We start from the raw sequence: 19,073 nt of genomic DNA on the forward strand, positions 1-19,073 counted from the left end.
TACTTTGAAACCAATGATGTTAAAGCTGAACAATTTTGGTCCTTTCTTAAATGAAACAATAGATTTTAGAAATATAGATCAAAATCAATTGTTCTTAATTAGTGGTAAGACTGGTTCCGGTAAAACAATGATATTTGATGCTATCGTATATGCTTTATATGGCGAAGCTTCAACTAAAAATAGAAAGGAGAATGATTTAAGAAGTCATTTTGCAGATGGTAATTCAGCAATGCAAGTGACGTTCGAATTTGAACTTAATGATAAACTATTTAAGATAGTTCGTACGGGGCCTTTTGTCAAAGAAGGAAATACCACCAAAACTCCCGCGAAATTAAATGTTTTCGAGTATATAGAAAACGAATTTGATTTAAGGGAAAGTATGGTGAATGCAGGTAACCAATTTATCATCGACTTAATTGGTGTTAATGCTGAACAGTTTAGACAATTATTTATTTTGCCACAAGGCGAATTTAAAAAATTCTTATTATCTAATAGTAAAGAAAAGCAAGGGATATTAAGAACACTCTTTAATAGTGAGCGATTTGAAGAAATAGAAAAACGATTAAATGAAAATGTTAAAAATGAAAAAATCCAAATTGAAGAAAGATATAAAAATATTGAACGATTATGGAATGACATCCATACTTTTGAAAATAATGATCTAGAAGAATTAAAAAGTATCAATGTACATCAAACAGATAAAATCAATGAAGTATTACATAGATTTAATGAATTTGGTGAAAAAATAGGGCGAAAAAAATATGAACAAAAGAAAAGTCATGAAAATGAAATAGAAAAAGTAGAACAAAAACTCAATGATAATAAAGAGTTAGAATCCAATTTAAATGAGTTAAAGAAAAATGAAAATGAATTAAAGCAACTTAAGCAAAATGAAAGTTTTATTAATCAACATCGAGCGAAACTGAATAAGATTAATGAAATTAAACCATTATCGCAACTACTCGATAGAAATGAAGCGGCCAATAAAAAGTTAAAGCAAGCAGAAAAATCTATAGAAATTGCTGTGCATTCAATTAATAATTTATTAAAAGAAAAAGAAGAAAATCAATTAGGATTAAATCAACTATCTGAACAAGAGGAGTCTATAAACAAAGAAAAAGACTATTTAGAAAAGACTAATACTTTCTATAACAATTTGTCTCAGTATTTAAATAGTTATAAAGAAAAAGAACGTTTATCCTCTCAACTAGTAAATTTAAATGAAAAAAGCGAATTAGTAGAACGTGAATTATTAGAATTAAATGAAGCTATTAAATCAAAAGAAATCAACTACAGTCATGTTGAACAATTGAGTCAAGATATTTTCAATATTGAAAAGGAAATAGAACAAGCTGAAAAGTTAAAAAATGATATGCAAATAAAAGAAGAATTAAATTCTAAGTTGAATGACACTAAAGCGTCTTATAATCAAAAGTGTATTGAAATAGATGACTTATCTAATAAGCTATATGAAATAGATAAGACAGAAATTAATTTAAATAACAAAGAAACTTTAGTAGAACAACTTCAACAAGTCGTGTCACTTGGCGACACATGTCCAATTTGCGGGAATGAAATTACTTCATTAGGACAACATATTGATTTTGATAGTATTAATAAAAAGCAAAATTTAATTCAATCATTACAAGAAGATCTTAATAAAATGAATATTAATAAAGCAAAATTGGAAAGTTCTTTAAATCATTTAACGGAGCAAATAAATAATATTTATATTGATCAAAATTCCATACCGGATATTGAAAATCTGTATTCTAAAATCAGTAGAAAGAAAGAAGAAAAAGAAAAACAACAAAAAGAAAATGAATTTATCTTAAAAACGAATAAGAAAGTAGAACGAAAACGTCAAGAAACGTTTGAAATTAGAAATGAAGTTAAGAATGCTGAATCAAAAATTGAACAATGTGAGATACGAATCAATGATTTTGAGTCAACAACTAAACATACTGAAATAGATGAATTTGAATCATATTTTAAAAAGCTAAAAAGTAATGTTGATCATTATTTAAAATCACTTGAAGAGCATCAACAAAATAGAAATGAAATTGTTCAAAAATTAAGTATTGAAGAAAATAACTTGCAGCATCATAAGCAAACTAAGAATGAAATCCAAGAAGATATTAAACAAACACAACAAGCGATAGAAGCTGAAATGAATCGTTTAAATATAGATTCTATTGAGCAGGTTCAGGATATAGTTAAAATTGTTAATGAAAAAGAAGAAATTGAGAATGAAATTAAAGAATATGATAAACAAATCCATAAGTATGAATTGGAAATGAACAGACTTAAAGAGTTAGTTGCAGGGAAAAAATTAGATAATATAGAAGAAATTCAAAAAGCACTTTCACAACTTAAAGTTGAACTTGAACATTTGAATCATGAAATAGCCACATTAGAATATCAACTGAAATTAAATCAACAAAAAGTGGATGAAATCGTATCTAATATCGAGTATTTAAATAAAGAGTTGAAAGAGCAACAAGATATATTTAATCTTGCAGAAATTCTGTCTGGTAGAAACAGTCAAAAATTAACATTGGAAAATTATGTTCTGATTTATTATTTAGAAAAAATTATAGCACAAGCTAATTTACGTCTTGCTACTATGAGTGGTCAAAGATATCAATTGCAAAGAAGGGAAGCTTTATCTCAAGGGTTTAGTGGTCTGGAAATTGATGTTTTCGATTTTTATTCTAATAAAGCAAGACATATCAGTTCTTTATCAGGTGGAGAGACATTCCAAGCATCTCTAGCGCTAGCATTAGGTTTAAGTGAAATTGTTCAACAAGAATCAGGCGGTATCTCTCTTCAATCAATGTTTATTGATGAAGGTTTTGGTACATTAGATCAAGAAACACTTGAAACCGCACTAGATACATTAGTGAACCTTAAATCAACGGGAAGAATGGTAGGTATCATTTCCCATGTTAGTGAACTAAAACAAAGAATACCACTCATTTTAGAGGTTACATCAAATCAATATCAAAGTATGACAAAATTTAAATGGAACTAAAGTAAAATTTCTCTATAAAAAAATCGATTTATCAACTTACAAATAAAAAGTTGATAAATCGATTTAAATTTATTACTAATGTTTTTCTCTTAATAAATCTCTAATTTCAGTTAAAAGAACAGTATTTTGTTCTAATTCCTCTTCTGGTTCTTCATTCTTCATTAAAGTATTTGCAATTTTTACAAAGATAAATAATGCAAAAGCAATGATTATGAAATCAATTATTGATTGAATGAATAAACCATATTTAATTCCCCAAAAAGCCCAATCTTCTGCAAAATTAACTGAACCGAAAATTTTACCAATTAATGGCATAATGATGTATTCGACTAATGCAGAGATAATTTTATTGAAAGCTGCTCCCATAACAACGGCTACAGCTAAATCTAACACGTTGCCTTTTAACGCAAAGTCTTTAAATTCTTTTAGCATTTAAATAGTCCTTTCTAAACAATATTTAAGAGCCATTATACAACATATAATTAATTTAGCAAATAGGAAATTTAATCAAATTTGATTCTAAATAGGACGTTTGTTATCCTATAGTAGTGCTTTAGTAAAATTAAATGTTTTAAGATAAAAAAAGAATATTTTAATTTTACTAGTTTGAAAATTTAATAATAGATATGAAGGGAGTAATTAATTATGAATTCTTCTTCTAAAGAAAAGAACGGTAAGAAGATTTCTCCGGTGTTTATCTATAGTGCAATTATCGCAGCAATTGTTGTATTAATTGGTGCTATTTTCCCAACACAATTTGACACAGTAACGAATGAAGTCAAAATGTGGATAACAGATAAACTAGGTTGGTATTACTTAATTCTAACTACGATTATAGTATTCTTCTGTATTTTCCTTATCTTAAGTCCAATTGGGAAACTTAAATTAGGTAAACCAAATGACAAACCGGAATTTAATACTATTTCTTGGTTTGCGATGTTATTCAGTGCCGGTATGGGTATCGGTTTAGTCTTTTATGGTGCAGCCGAGCCAATGTCTCATTTTGCTTCACCACCTGATGCTGATCCGAAAACGACAGAAGCTTACACAGAAGCATTACGTTCAACGTTCTTCCATTGGGGATTCCATGCATGGGCTGTTTATGGTGTTGTAGCATTGGCACTTGCTTATGCACAATTCCGTAAAGGAGAGCCTGGATTATTATCTAGAACTTTACGTCCAATTTTAGGTGATAAAGTTGAAGGACCTATTGGAACATTCATCGACGTACTTTCAGTATTTGCTACATTAGTTGGTGTAGCCGTATCACTTGGTATGGGTGCATTACAAATCAACGGTGGTTTAAATTACTTATTTGGCGTACCGAATACAACTTGGGTTCAAGCTATTATTATTGTAATAGTTACAATCTTATTTATTGCAAGTGCTTGGTCAGGTTTAAGTAAAGGTATCCAATATTTAAGTAATCTTAACATCGGATTAGGTGCTTTATTAATGATCATTACATTAATTATTGGACCGACTGTTTTAATCTTAAACATGATGACTAGTTCAACAGGTAGCTTATTAAATACATTCTTATTTAATAGTTTTGATACTGCAGCGTTAAATGGACAAAAACGTGAATGGATGTCTACGTGGACACTTTACTACTGGGGCTGGTGGTTAAGTTGGAGTCCATTCGTTGGTGTGTTTATTGCCAGAGTTTCAAAAGGACGCTCAATCAGAGAATTTATTTCTGGTGTACTATTAGTACCAGCGATTGTTAGTTTCATCTGGTTCAGTGTATTTGGTGTTCTTGGTATCGAAACTGGTAAGAAACATCCAGATTTATTCAAAATGACTCCAGAAACACAATTATTTGGTGTATTCAACCACGTACCATTAGGTATTGTATTATCATTTATTGCACTTATTTTAATTGCTTCATTCTTTATTACTTCAGCTGACTCAGCAACATTCGTATTAGGTATGCAAACAACATTTGGTTCATTAAATCCAAGTAGGATGGTTAAAGTAACTTGGGGTATTGCTCAAGCACTTATTGCCTTTGTATTATTATTAGCTGGTGGCGGAGATGGAACAAAAGCACTCAACGCAATTCAGAGTGCCGCCATTATTAGTGCGTTCCCATTCTCCTTTGTCGTCATATTAATGATGATCAGTTTCTACAAGGATGCTAATAAGGAACGTAAATTCTTAGGATTAACATTAACTCCTAATAAACACAGATTAGAAGAATATGTTAAATATCAACAAGAGGATTACGAATCTGATATTTTAGAAAAACGTGAATCTAGACGTAATCGTGAAAAAGAAGAATAATGGAATGAATTATCTACTTAAAGGTGGATTTATAGCTATCAACAATTTTGTTGATAGCTATTTTTATGTTTCAAGCATATAAAATAATAATTACTTGCGATTGATAACCATTCTCAATTAATAAAAATAACTTATAGTACAAATGCGTCATAATAAGTTTTACTTATATAACCTGATTAAAAATGCGAAATGAAAAATGACTCCTTTATATACCTATACAGTTGTGTTCGAAAACATATAATAATACAATTTAACTAAGGCATATAAATATATAGAAATTCAAGGGGGATATCAAATGGCTTCTAACTTTAAAGAAACAGCAAAGAAACAATTTGATTTAAATGGCCAATCATACACGTACTATGATTTAAAATCATTAGAAGAACAAGGTTTAACTAAAATTTCAAAGTTACCTTATTCAATCCGTGTATTACTAGAATCTGTGTTACGTCAGGAAGATGATTTTGTAATTACTGATGATCACATTAAACAATTAGCAGAATTTGGCAAAAAAGGTAACGAAGGTGAAGTACCTTTCAAACCATCTCGTGTAATTTTACAAGACTTCACTGGTGTACCAGCTGTAGTTGACTTAGCGTCTTTACGTAAAGCAATGAATGATGTTGGTGGGGATATTAATAAAATTAACCCTGAAGTACCAGTAGACTTAGTTATTGACCACTCAGTACAAGTTGATAGCTATGCTAATCCAGATGCATTACAACGTAATATGAAATTAGAATTTGAACGTAACTATGAACGTTACCAATTCTTAAACTGGGCAACTAAAGCATTCGATAATTATAATGCTGTACCACCAGCAACTGGTATTGTTCACCAAGTAAATTTAGAGTACTTAGCGAATGTTGTACATGTTCGTGATGTTGATGGCGAACAAACTGCGTTCCCGGATACATTAGTTGGTACTGACTCTCATACAACAATGATTAACGGTATTGGTGTATTAGGTTGGGGTGTCGGCGGTATTGAAGCCGAAGCAGGTATGTTAGGACAACCTTCATACTTCCCAATTCCAGAAGTTATTGGAGTAAGATTAAGCAATGAATTACCACAAGGTTCAACAGCAACTGACTTAGCGTTACGTGTAACTGAAGAGTTACGTAAACGTGGCGTAGTTGGTAAATTCGTTGAATTCTTCGGTCCAGGTGTAACAAACTTACCATTAGCTGACCGTGCTACAATTGCAAACATGGCGCCTGAATATGGTGCAACTTGTGGTTTCTTCCCAGTTGATGAAGAATCACTTAAATACATGAAATTAACTGGTCGTAAAGATGATCATATTGCACTTGTAAAAGAATATTTACAACAAAATAATATGTTCTTCCAAGTTGAAAATGAAGATCCTGAATATACTGAAGTGATTGATTTAGATTTATCTACAGTTCAAGCTTCTTTATCAGGACCAAAACGTCCACAAGATTTAATCTTCTTAAGTGACATGAAAACTGAATTCGAAAAATCAGTTACAGCTCCAGCTGGTAACCAAGGTCACGGTTTAGATGAAAGTGAATTTGATAAGAAAGCTGAAATCAAATTCAATGACGGTAGAACTTCAACTATGAAAACTGGTGATGTTGCAATAGCAGCGATTACATCATGTACAAATACATCTAACCCATACGTTATGTTAGGTGCAGGTCTAGTTGCTAAAAAAGCAATTGAAAAAGGCTTGAAAGTACCTGATTATGTAAAAACTTCATTAGCTCCAGGTTCAAAAGTTGTTACTGGATATTTAAGAGATTCAGGTTTACAAGAATATCTTGATGACTTAGGTTTCAACTTAGTTGGTTATGGTTGTACAACTTGTATCGGTAACTCAGGCCCATTATTACCTGAAATTGAAAAAGCAGTAGCTGACGAAGATTTATTAGTAACTTCTGTACTTTCTGGTAACCGTAACTTTGAAGGTCGTATTCATCCATTAGTTAAAGCTAACTACTTAGCTTCACCACAATTAGTTGTAGCTTATGCATTAGCTGGAACAGTTGATATCGATTTACACAATGAACCTATTGGTAAAGGTAAAGATGGTGAAGATGTATATCTTAAAGATATCTGGCCAAGTATCAAAGAAGTTGCAGATACAGTTGATAGTGTCGTAACACCAGAATTATTCTTAGAAGAATATGCAAATGTATACGAAAATAATGAAATGTGGAATGAAATCGACGTTACTGACGCACCATTATATGATTTCGATCCAAATTCAACTTATATTCAAAATCCATCATTCTTCCAAGGTTTATCTAAAGAACCAGGAACTATTGAACCATTAAAAGATTTACGTATTATGGGTAAATTTGGTGACTCAGTTACAACTGACCACATTTCTCCAGCAGGTGCGATTGGTAAAGATACACCAGCAGGTAAATATTTATTAGACCATGATGTTCCAATTAGAGAATTTAACTCTTATGGTTCAAGACGTGGTAACCATGAAGTAATGGTACGTGGTACTTTCGCTAATATCCGTATTAAAAACCAATTAGCGCCAGGTACTGAAGGTGGATTTACAACATACTGGCCTACAGGAGAAATCATGCCTATCTATGATGCAGCTATGAAATATAAAGAAAATGGTACTGGTTTAGCTGTTTTAGCAGGTAATGATTACGGTATGGGTTCATCTCGTGACTGGGCTGCTAAAGGTACAAACTTATTAGGTGTTAAAACTGTTATCGCACAAAGTTATGAACGTATCCACCGTTCAAACTTAGTAATGATGGGTGTATTACCATTACAATTTAAACAAGGTGAATCAGCTGATTCTCTAGGTTTAGAAGGTAAAGAAGAAATTTCTGTAGATATCGATGAAACAGTTAAACCTCATGACTTAGTAACTGTTCATGCTAAGAAAGAAAACGGAGAAGTTGTTGATTTTGAAGCAATGGTTCGTTTCGATTCATTAGTAGAATTAGATTATTATCGTCATGGCGGTATTCTACAAATGGTATTAAGAAATAAATTAGCTCAATAATCACAAAGTGACTTTTGACAGTGCTAACGTTTAGGTTAGCACTGTTTTTTTATGCTAAACTATATATGTAATGTTAATAGTTAAGGAAGGATTGGACTTAAATGATTTATAGTTTGACTGAAATTGAACCAAGATATCAAGAGACAGATAAAATGGGCGTGATTTATCATGGTAATTATGCAACATGGTTTGAAGTAGCTCGTACAGATTACATTAGAAAACTAGGATTTAGCTATGCTGATATGGAAAAGCAAGGGATCATTTCTCCAGTTACAGACTTAAATATCAAATATAAAAAATCAATTTTTTATCCTGAAAAAGTTACCATTAAAACTTGGGTTGAAAAATACTCTAGATTACGTTCTGTATATAGATATGAAATTTTTAATGAACAGGGCGAACTTGCAACTACAGGTTATACTGAGTTAATTTGTATGAAAGCTGATACATTTAGACCGATTAGATTAGATCGTTATTTTGCAGATTGGCATGAAACATATAGTAAAGTTGAAGGTTTAAATAAAGAAGGCATCAACGAGGAAGTCACTAATGGTATTGATCATTTATAATTTAAACTAATAAGACATATTAAACATAGCCCTAGAGTGCTTTATAAATGCATTCTAGGGCTATATAATATTTCTATTTCTTTGTATATGAAATTTCATCTTCATGATCAACTGTATCTACAACAATATGATCATCTTCAAAGTACCATAAATCTTTTTCAGATATAACAATCGTTAAACCGTTATAATCCTCTTCGTAAGCAACCTCAACATCAGATTTGTTTTCAACATTAAATGCTGGGCTGAATCCTTGTTTTAATTGAAATTCGCCACCATAACGTACGAAGAAATGTAATACTTGATTATCTTCAGGTAAGTCAAATTCATCTTTAAACCATTGAACTGCTTGATCTGTAAGTTCAATTTTCATTTAATCTCCTCCATATTAAATCTCTATATTTTACTAGATGGATTGTCAATTTTAGTGATATTAGAATTATAGCATAGCCTATCATTCTAATATATTTTTAAACACTATATTTAAAACGTAATACTTACAAAAATATAAAATCATCTGTGTACAATTGATTACAATATAGAAAAGCGCTTAGTAAGATATCTATTTAACAAATACCTAACTAAGCGCTCATAACTTTGTTTATTTAATTTACATCCATGTTATCTTAGGTTCTTCACCTTTAAAGATACGGACAATATTTGTTTTGTGGCGTATAATTAAAATTATAGAAACAATTCCACTGACTGCAAGTAAAATGTAGTCCTGTATAATGAGTGAACCTATCACACAACAAATGGCTGCTACGATACTTGATAAGGACACGTATTTAAATGTTTTTAGCACTAAAAAGAAAATTGCAGCTAAAATTAATAATAAAATGGGATTGACTCCTAAAACTACCCCAGCACTCGTAGCAACTGCTTTACCACCTTTAAATTTTAAATATATAGGATATACATGGCCAAGTATTGCGAATAAACCTACAATTAGTCCGTTGGTAAAGAATGTACTTATAGGTCCATCAGCATAGACTGGTAACCAAATAGGGAAGAATACAGTGATAAAACCTTTGAAAATATCTAAGAAGGTTACCACAAATCCTGCTGGTCTACCTAATACCCTAAAACTATTTGTTGCTCCAGTATTGCCACTACCAAATTGTCTTATATCTTTCTTAAAGAATAGCTTTCCAATAACCAAACCACTTGGAAAAGCACCAATAAGATAACTTAGTATTAACATGACGACGATCATCATAAAATACACATCCTTTAGTAACTTAGCACTATTTTACCATATACCCCTTATTTTAGAACAATAAAAATTGATAATTTAAAAATGAATAATCATTAAAATAAACTGAATTATCAAGATGACACTTGCAATTTATACAGATTTATATAAGAATAACTATTGTATAGTTTTAAAAACGAACGTACGTTTGTAGGAGGGCGAAATCATTGGCAATGAATAAACAAAATCATTATTCAGATGATTCTATACAGGTTTTAGAAGGCCTTGAAGCTGTTAGAAAAAGACCGGGGATGTATATAGGATCAACTGATAAACGTGGATTGCATCATCTAGTATATGAAGTTGTCGATAACTCCGTCGATGAAGTATTAAATGGTTACGGGGATGAAATAACAGTTATCCTAAACCAAGATGATAGTATTTCAATAGAAGATAATGGTCGTGGGATGCCAACAGGTATTCACGCTTCAGGTAAACCAACTGTTCAGGTTATCTTTACCATATTACATGCTGGAGGCAAATTTGGCCAAGGTGGATATAAAACATCTGGTGGACTACACGGTGTTGGTGCGTCGGTAGTTAATGCACTAAGTGAATGGTTAGAAGTTGAAATTCATAGAGACGGTAATATTTATAAACAGAGTTTTAAAGATGGTGGTGTGCCTGCGACAGAGTTACTCAAAGAAGGAAAAACAAAGAAAACGGGTACAAAAGTAACGTTTAAACCAGATCCTGAAATTTTCAAAGCCACAACATCATTTAATTTTGATGTTCTAAGTGAGCGTTTACAAGAATCTGCATTCTTATTAAAAAACTTAAAAATTAAATTAATTGATTTACGTCGTGGTAAAGAAAGAGAAGAATATTACCATTACGAAGAAGGTATTAAAGAATTTGTAAGTTATGTCAATGAAGGTAAAGAAGTCCTTCATGAGGTTACAACTTTTACAGGTACTTCTAATGGCATCGAAGTTGATGTGGCTTTCCAATATAACGATCAATATTCTGAAAGTATTTTAAGTTTCGTAAATAATGTGCGTACTAAAGATGGCGGTACACATGAAGTTGGATTTAAAACAGCTATGACACGTGTATTTAACGATTATGCGAGACGTATCAATGAATTAAAAGAAAAAGATAAAAATTTAGATGGGAATGATATACGTGAAGGTTTAACAGCTATCGTTTCTGTAAGAATTCCTGAAGAGTTATTACAATTCGAAGGACAAACTAAATCTAAATTAGGTACATCAGAAGCTAGAAGTGCTGTAGATTCAGTTGTTTCTGAAAAATTACCATTTTATCTTGAAGAAAAAGGACAATTGTCTAAATCGCTTGTGAAGAAAGCGATTAAAGCACAACAAGCTAGAGAAGCTGCACGTAAAGCACGTGAAGATGCACGTTCTGGTAAAAAGAACAAACGAAAAGATACGTTATTGTCAGGTAAATTAACACCTGCTCAAAGTAAAAATACAGAGAAAAATGAACTTTATTTAGTAGAGGGTGACTCTGCTGGTGGTTCGGCTAAACTTGGTCGTGATCGTAAATTTCAAGCGATACTCCCATTAAGAGGTAAAGTCATTAATACTGAAAAAGCTAGATTAGAAGATATCTTTAAAAATGAAGAAATCAACACGATTATTCATACCATTGGTGCAGGTGTTGGTAATGAATTTAAAATTGAAGATAGTAATTATAGTCGAATTATCATTATGACCGATGCTGATACAGATGGTGCCCATATTCAAGTGTTATTATTAACGTTCTTCTTCAAATATATGAAACCTTTAGTACAAGCAGGTCGAGTCTTTATAGCATTACCTCCACTTTATAAATTAGAAAAAGGTAAAGGTAAATCTAAGAAAGTAGAATATGCTTGGACAGATGATGAATTAGATAAATTACAAAAGCAACTTGGTAAAGGATTCTCATTACAACGTTACAAAGGTTTAGGTGAAATGAACCCTGAACAATTATGGGAAACAACAATGAATCCAGATACACGTACGTTGATTCGAGTTCAAGTTGAAGATGAAGTACGCTCTTCAAAACGTGTAACAACGTTAATGGGAGATAAAGTAGCTCCACGTAGAGAATGGATTGAAAATCATGTTGAATTTGGTATGCAAGAAGATTTAAGTATTTTAGATAATACTGAAGTTCAAATTTTGGAAAATGAAACCTATGAGGAGGATGAAACGAATTGAGTGAGATAATTCAAGATTTATCACTTGAAGATGTAATAGGTGACCGTTTTGGACGATATAGTAAATATATTATCCAAGAGAGAGCATTACCAGATGTTCGTGACGGGCTTAAACCAGTACAGCGTCGTATTCTATACGCGATGTATTCAAGTGGTAATACATTCGACAAAAATTTCCGTAAAAGTGCTAAAACTGTCGGGGATGTCATTGGTCAGTATCATCCTCATGGTGACTCTTCAGTATATGATGCCATGGTGCGCTTAAGTCAAGATTGGAAGTTACGACATGTCTTAATTGAAATGCATGGTAACAATGGTAGTATTGATAATGACCCACCAGCAGCGATGCGTTATACAGAAGCTAAGCTAAGTCAATTATCTGAAGAACTGTTAAGAGATATCAATAAAGAAACCGTGTCATTTATTCCAAACTATGATGATACAACATTAGAGCCTATGGTATTACCTGCTAGATTCCCTAATTTATTAATTAATGGCTCTACTGGTATTTCAGCAGGTTATGCAACTGATATTCCGCCGCATAATCTAGGTGAGGTTATTCAAGCGACTTTAAAATATATTGATAATCCTGATATTACTGTGAGCCAATTAATGAAATACATGAAAGGCCCTGATTTTCCAACTGGAGGCATTATTCAAGGTCTAGATGGTATCAAAAAGGCATATGAATCAGGTAAAGGTAAGATTGTGGTACGTTCAAAAGTAGACGAAGAAGAACTACGCAATGGACGTAAAGAATTGATTGTGACTGAAATTCCGTACGAAGTGAATAAAAGTAGTCTAGTTAAACGTATTGATGAATTACGTGCGGATAAGAAAGTTGACGGTATTGTTGAAGTTCGAGATGAAACAGATAGAACTGGCTTACGTATTGCTATAGAACTTAAAAAAGATGTTAATAGCGAAGCAATCAAAAATTTCTTATATAAAAATTCTGACTTACAAATATCTTACAACTTTAATATGGTAGCAATTAGTGACGGCCGACCAAAATTAATGGGTATTAAACAAATTATTGATAGTTATATCAATCACCAAATTGAAGTGGTGGCCAATAGAACTAAATTTGATTTAGAACATGCTGAAAAACGCATGCATATTGTTGAAGGTTTAATGAAAGCATTGTCAATATTGGATGAAGTCATCGCACTTATTCGTAATTCTAAAAATAAAAAAGATGCTAAAGATAACTTAGTTGCTGAATTTGACTTTACTGAAGCTCAAGCAGAAGCGATTGTGATGTTACAACTTTATCGTTTAACAAATACCGATATTGTTGCTTTAGAACAAGAGCATGATGAATTATCGAATTTAATCAAAGATTTACGTCATATCTTAGATGATCACGATGCATTATTAAATGTGATTAAAAATGAATTGACTGAAATTAGAAAGAAATTTAAAACAGATCGTCTTTCTACAATTGAAGCGGAAATTTCTGAAATTAAAATTGATAAAGAAGTTATGGTACCAAGTGAAGAAGTAGTATTGAGCTTGACAAGACATGGTTATATTAAACGTACGTCCACACGAAGTTTTAACGCAAGTGGCGTTTCTGAAGTAGGCTTAAAAGACGGGGACAGCTTATTAAAGTATCTTGATGTAAATACCCAGGATACTGCACTCGTGTTTACAAATAAGGGTAGATATTTATTCATTCCTGTTCATAAATTAGCTGAAATTAGATGGAAAGAGTTAGGACAACATGTGTCACAAATTGTTTCTATTGATGAAGATGAACAAGTGATTGATGTGTTTAATGAGAAAGACTTTAACCAACGCGAAGCCTTTTATATTATGGCTACGCGCAACGGCATGATTAAGAAAAGTAGCGTTCCGCAGTTTAAAACGACACGCTATAACAAGCCATTAATTGCTATGAAAGTAAAAGAACAAGATGAAGTGATTAACATCATGCGAGTAGAATCAGATCAATTGATTACAGTGGTTACGCACAAAGGTATGTCACTAACTTATTCTACAAATGAACTATCTGATACAGGTCTTCGTGCTGCTGGTGTTAAATCTATTAATTTAAAAGATGAAGATTTCGTAGTAATGACTCAAATGATTAACCACTCAGAATCAGTGATGATGGCTACTCAACGTGGTGCAATTAAGCATATTGGATTCAAAGTATTACAAGAAGCTAAACGTGCACAAAGAGGTATAACTTTACTTAAAGAATTGAAAAAGGCGCCGCATCGAATTGTAGCAGCTGATGTTGTCCGCGCTAATCATACGACATATACATTATACTCAGATAACAATCAAGAGAGTGGCGAAATTGCGTCAATTCACAAATCTGAACAATATACGAACGGTTCGTTTATTGTAGATATTGATGATTTTGGTGAAGTTAAAGGTATGTACTTACAATAAAAGTATATGCAATACATGAATAAGATGATAGAATAAAATATAATAATAACAATTAAAGCGTTCAAGAGGTTTATATTAAATTGAACAATCTAGTGTTAAGTATTGATACTTTGAATCATTATTTAATTAGATTGCTATATGATAATATGAATCTCTTGAATTTTTAAGATATGAATTTTATTTATAGATGAGAGGGATTTATTTGAAAGATTTTGATAGTTTAATTCCTGGTTGGTTTAAAGATTTTGTCCAAGTAGGGAATGATTTAATTTGGTCTCAATATCTAATTGGATTGTTACTTACAGCTGGTTTCTTCTTTACTATCAGTTCTAAATTTGTGCAACTTCGCATGTTACCTGAAATGTTTAGAGCATTAGTTGAGAAACCTGAAACATTAGAAAGTGGCGAAAAAGGTATTTCGCCTTTCCAAGCATTTGCAATTAGTGCAGGTTCAAGGGTTGGTACAGGAAACATTGCTGGTGTAGCAACAGCAATTGTATTAGGTGGCCCTGGTGCAGTATTTTGGATGTGGATTATTGCATTTATAGGTGCAGCAAGTGCATTTATGGAAGCAACATTAGCACAGATTTATAAAGTACATGATAAAGATGGTGGGTTCCGAGGCGGACCAGCATATTACATAACTAAAGGATTAAACCAAAAATGGCTAGGTATTGTATTTGCGATTCTAATCACAGTTACCTTCGCATTTGTGTTTAATACAGTTCAATCAAATACGATTGCTGAATCATTAAATACTCAGTATCATATTAGCCCAGTTATTACAGGAATTGTACTAGCTGTCATTACAGCTATCATTATTTTTGGTGGTGTTCGAAGTATTGCGACATTATCATCATTAATCGTTCCTATTATGGCGATCATATACATTGGTATGGTTTTAATCATTTTACTATTAAACTTAGATCAAATCGTTCCAATGATTGGTACTATTATCAAAAGTGCTTTTGGTTTTGAACAAGTAACTGGTGGTGCTGTAGGTGCTGCTATATTACAGGGTATTAAACGTGGTTTATTCTCAAATGAAGCAGGTATGGGTTCTGCACCAAACGCAGCAGCAACAGCTGCCGTACCTCATCCAGTTAAACAAGGTTTAATTCAATCATTAGGTGTATTCTTTGATACTATGCTTGTATGTACAGCTACAGCAATCATGATTTTATTATATTCTGGATTAAAATTTGGAGAAAATGCACCTCAAGGTGTGGCAGTTACACAATCTGCTTTAAATGAACATTTAGGTTCAGCAGGTGGTATTTTCTTAACCGTTGCAATTACACTATTTGCCTTTTCTTCAGTAGTAGGTAACTACTATTATGGACAATCTAATATAGAATACCTTTCAAATAATAAGACAATTATTTTCATTTTTAGATGTCTTGTAGTCGTACTTGTATTCATTGGTGCAGTTGCTAAAACTGAAACAGTATGGAGTACAGCAGACTTATTTATGGGACTAATGGCAATTGTTAATATTGTTTCTATTATTGGACTTTCTAATATTGCTTTTGCAGTAATGAAAGATTATCAAATGCAACGTAAAGCAGGTAAAAATCCTGTGTTCAAACCAGAAAACCTTGAGATCAACTTATTTGGAATTGAATCTTGGGGTATCAATGCAACAAATAAAGCAAATAAAAATAATAAGTAATGATAAATCCTGAGACGTATATCAATGTCTCAGGATTTTTTTATTAAAACGTAAGTTATTGATTATGAACTCTTTAGTATTGTGCAGGATAATTTTTGTAACTAGAAATTAAAGTACTTTGATAATAGTAAAATTGAGTTTTATAAATAAAAAGATTTAAAAATGTATTTTCTTTTCATTTATATCATTTAGCTTTATAATTTTAATAATGGAGCAGGAAAGGTGATAATGATGGGGAAATACAAAATAAGTAAAATTCTCAATAATAACGTTATCATATGCACGAATAAAGATCAGGAAGTTGTACTCATTGGAAAAGGTATTGGCTTTAATAAAAAGCAAGGTTTGATTTTAGATGAATCAGCTTCCATTGAAAAAGTGTATAAGCTTGATCAAGATAAACATAAAGAGCATTATAAGACATTGGTTGAAATGGCGGATGACCATGTACTGCAAGCAGTCATAGAATCAGTCAATTTAATCACAAACGCGACTTTAGATATTGATGATAAAAATCTAGTCGTTGCCTTAACTGATCATATTATTTTTGCGTATAAACGTTTAAAACAAAATCAACTCATTAGTAATCCGTTTGCTATGGAGACTAAGTATTTATATAGTGATGCATATCAATTAGCAGCCAAAGTAATAGAAAGACTCAATCAACAATTAGATGTTCAATTTCCAGAAGATGAAATTGGATTTATCGCTTTACATATTGCTTCTAATTCAGAAGAATTATCCATGCGAGAAATGTCGTTAATCAATCAATTAATTAATAAGAGTATTACAATCATTGAATCTGATTTAAATCATCAAGTTGATCAATCCTCAGTACAATATCAACGTTTTATTAGACATGTTCAGTTCCTTATTCGTCGTTTGAAACAGAATGAAGCGATTCATGCACAAAATGATTTCATTGAAATGATTAAAAAGCATTACCCACAGTGCTATTCCACAGCTTTTAAAATTTTAAAATTGATTCAAATGGAATTCGATATTACAATTAATGAAGCTGAAGTGATTTATTTAACATTACACATTCACCATTTTGAAGCGCAAATCAATCGTGATTAATCATACTTAGTTGTATTTTAATAGTTCTATTCATTAAATTGATGCAGTATTAACTATGCAATGATTGAAACCAGTTATATTTATTTTATTAAATTTTTTATACGCCTTAGTTGTATGAATTATGTTATGATAAGTGTTAGTTATTTTAATCATCTTAATTGTTTTATGAATTGAATAAAGAGAGGTAACTTGAAGGTATGGTGATGTCAAATGTCGAATGAAAATAAGACTACAGAAAATAAGGCATCTGGAAAGTTTAAAACTAATTTCAGTATGTCTGAAACAAGATTTATGCGATTTTTAGGCGGCAATGATTTAATTTATGGCTTATTAGCACTTGTACTTTTAGGTATTGTAATATTTATATTTGATAAAGTTTCATATGTGTTTGAGCCGTTTATTATTATATTTAATACGATTGCTGCACCTATTATTGTTTCATTGATTATATTTTATTTGTTTAATCCACTTGTGAATTTGATGGAACGTTATCGTATACCACGATTAGTGGGTATTATGATTATTTATATTGCGATTGTGGGAATTATAGCATTAATTGTTAATTTATTAATTCCGGTTATTGGCTCACAATTAGGAAGTTTTATTAATAATTCGCCTCAATATTTCAAAAAATTTACGAATACAATCAATAAATTAACTAGTAATTCAATTTTTGCTGGCTATTATAGTCAAATCAACGACCAACTTAATTCATTAACGAAGAAAATACCTACAATGTTATCAGATTATTTTGATGGTTTTGGTTCAAAACTAGCAACTTTTGCAGAAGCTGTTGCTAATGTTGGTGTAGTTATTGTAACAACGCCATTTGTATTATTCTTTATGTTAAAAGATGGTCATAAGTTCAAAGATTTTACGACTAATATTATGCCACCAAAATTCAGAAAAGATTTTCATGACTTGCTTGAAAAAATGAGTGTTCAAGTAGGTTCATATATTCAAGGACAAATTATTGTCTCATTCTGTATAGGTGTATTATTATTTATCGGTTATTCAATTATTGGATTAAAATATAGTTTAATTCTTGCATGTATCGCAGCTGTAACGAGTGTAGTACCATATTTAGGTCCTACAATTGCGATATCACCAGCGATTATTATTGCTATTATTACATCTCCATTAATGGTACTTAAATTGGCAATTGTTTGGACATTAGTTCAGTTCTTTGAAGGACACTTCATTTCGCCAAATATTATGGGTAAAACTTTAAAAATACATCCTCTAACAATTATCTTTATTTTATTATGTGCAGGTAACCTGTTAGGTATTGTAGGTGTTATTTTAGGTATACCTGGATATGCAGTATTAAAAGTTTTAGTTTCTCATGTCTTCCTATTATTCAAACGTAGATATAATCGTTACTATGGAGAAGATGCTGGGGAATATCAATTGAATAAAGATCAAGACTACTCTGAGTAGTTATGATACAAGGATATCTTTAGAAATGAATGTGAGAACAAGTAGGGCATTTAATATTGTTCTTAGCTTACTAATTTCTAAGATATCCTTTTTTATTAAAGTAAAATGTTTTATTGTAGTGACTTTAGCTAACATAAGATATGACAATAATGTTATGTATAATTAGAGT

General features: G+C 31.4%; 12 protein-coding genes. 9 read left to right on the forward strand and 3 right to left on the reverse strand.

Features of this window, described 5'->3' with window-relative positions; translation table 11 throughout:
- The first annotated feature begins 4 nt into the window (after positions 1–4).
- Positions 5–3,034, forward strand: a complete 3,030-nt coding sequence (sbcC, locus tag AC2D8K_RS00335) for an exonuclease subunit SbcC (protein WP_002451309.1) — start codon at positions 5–7, stop codon at positions 3,032–3,034.
- Between the two features lie 75 nt (positions 3,035–3,109).
- Here sbcC and mscL read toward each other — a convergent pair whose 3' ends face one another.
- Positions 3,110–3,466: a large conductance mechanosensitive channel protein MscL gene (gene mscL / locus AC2D8K_RS00340; protein WP_002451310.1), complete on the reverse strand. Its 357-nt coding sequence runs from the start codon at positions 3,464–3,466 to the stop codon at positions 3,110–3,112.
- Between the two features lie 213 nt (positions 3,467–3,679).
- Between mscL and AC2D8K_RS00345 the strand changes: the two genes are divergently transcribed.
- From AC2D8K_RS00345 to menI, 3 genes are all read left to right on the forward strand, one after another.
- Positions 3,680–5,320 (forward strand): glycine betaine uptake BCCT transporter, encoded by a 1,641-nt coding sequence (locus tag AC2D8K_RS00345; RefSeq protein WP_002451311.1) that lies wholly within the window; start codon positions 3,680–3,682, stop codon positions 5,318–5,320.
- 295 nt (positions 5,321–5,615) lie between these two features.
- Positions 5,616–8,321, forward strand: a complete 2,706-nt coding sequence (acnA, locus tag AC2D8K_RS00350) for an aconitate hydratase AcnA (protein ID WP_002451312.1) — start codon at positions 5,616–5,618, stop codon at positions 8,319–8,321.
- Positions 8,322–8,422: 101 nt separating this feature from the next.
- Positions 8,423–8,890, forward strand: a complete 468-nt coding sequence (gene menI / locus AC2D8K_RS00355; protein WP_002451313.1) for a 1,4-dihydroxy-2-naphthoyl-CoA hydrolase MenI — start codon at positions 8,423–8,425, stop codon at positions 8,888–8,890.
- Positions 8,891–8,963: 73 nt separating this feature from the next.
- On the opposite strand, the gene AC2D8K_RS00360 is transcribed toward menI, so the two are convergent.
- Positions 8,964–9,260: a HesB/YadR/YfhF family protein gene (locus AC2D8K_RS00360; RefSeq protein ID WP_002451314.1), complete on the reverse strand. Its 297-nt coding sequence runs from the start codon at positions 9,258–9,260 to the stop codon at positions 8,964–8,966.
- 237 nt (positions 9,261–9,497) lie between these two features.
- A complete protein-coding gene (gene plsY / locus AC2D8K_RS00365; protein ID WP_002451315.1) occupies positions 9,498–10,106 on the reverse strand; it encodes a glycerol-3-phosphate 1-O-acyltransferase PlsY in 609 nt (202 codons plus the stop codon).
- 209 nt (positions 10,107–10,315) lie between these two features.
- Between plsY and parE the strand changes: the two genes are divergently transcribed.
- The 5 genes from parE (at position 10,316) to AC2D8K_RS00390 (ending at position 18,904) form a co-directional block, all read left to right on the forward strand.
- Positions 10,316–12,310, forward strand: coding sequence for a DNA topoisomerase IV subunit B (gene parE / locus AC2D8K_RS00370; RefSeq protein ID WP_037552163.1), 1,995 nt, complete (start codon positions 10,316–10,318; stop codon positions 12,308–12,310).
- Entirely contained in the window at positions 12,307–14,712 is a 2,406-nt protein-coding gene (gene parC, locus AC2D8K_RS00375; RefSeq protein ID WP_002451317.1) for a DNA topoisomerase IV subunit A, read from the forward strand. The genes parE and parC overlap by 4 nt, the downstream gene beginning before the upstream one ends.
- Positions 14,713–14,914: 202 nt before the next feature.
- Positions 14,915–16,384, forward strand: a complete 1,470-nt coding sequence (gene alsT / locus AC2D8K_RS00380) for a glutamine transporter AlsT (protein WP_002451318.1) — start codon at positions 14,915–14,917, stop codon at positions 16,382–16,384.
- Positions 16,385–16,615: 231 nt separating this feature from the next.
- Positions 16,616–17,464, forward strand: a complete 849-nt coding sequence (gene glcT, locus AC2D8K_RS00385) for a glucose PTS transporter transcription antiterminator GlcT (protein ID WP_002451319.1) — start codon at positions 16,616–16,618, stop codon at positions 17,462–17,464.
- A gap of 273 nt (positions 17,465–17,737) precedes the next feature.
- On the forward strand, positions 17,738–18,904 hold the full coding sequence (locus AC2D8K_RS00390; RefSeq protein WP_162489510.1) for an AI-2E family transporter: 1,167 nt from the start codon (positions 17,738–17,740) through the stop codon (positions 18,902–18,904).
- Positions 18,905–19,073 lie beyond the last annotated feature (169 nt).

This window comes from Staphylococcus sp. 510 (assembly GCF_057219715.1).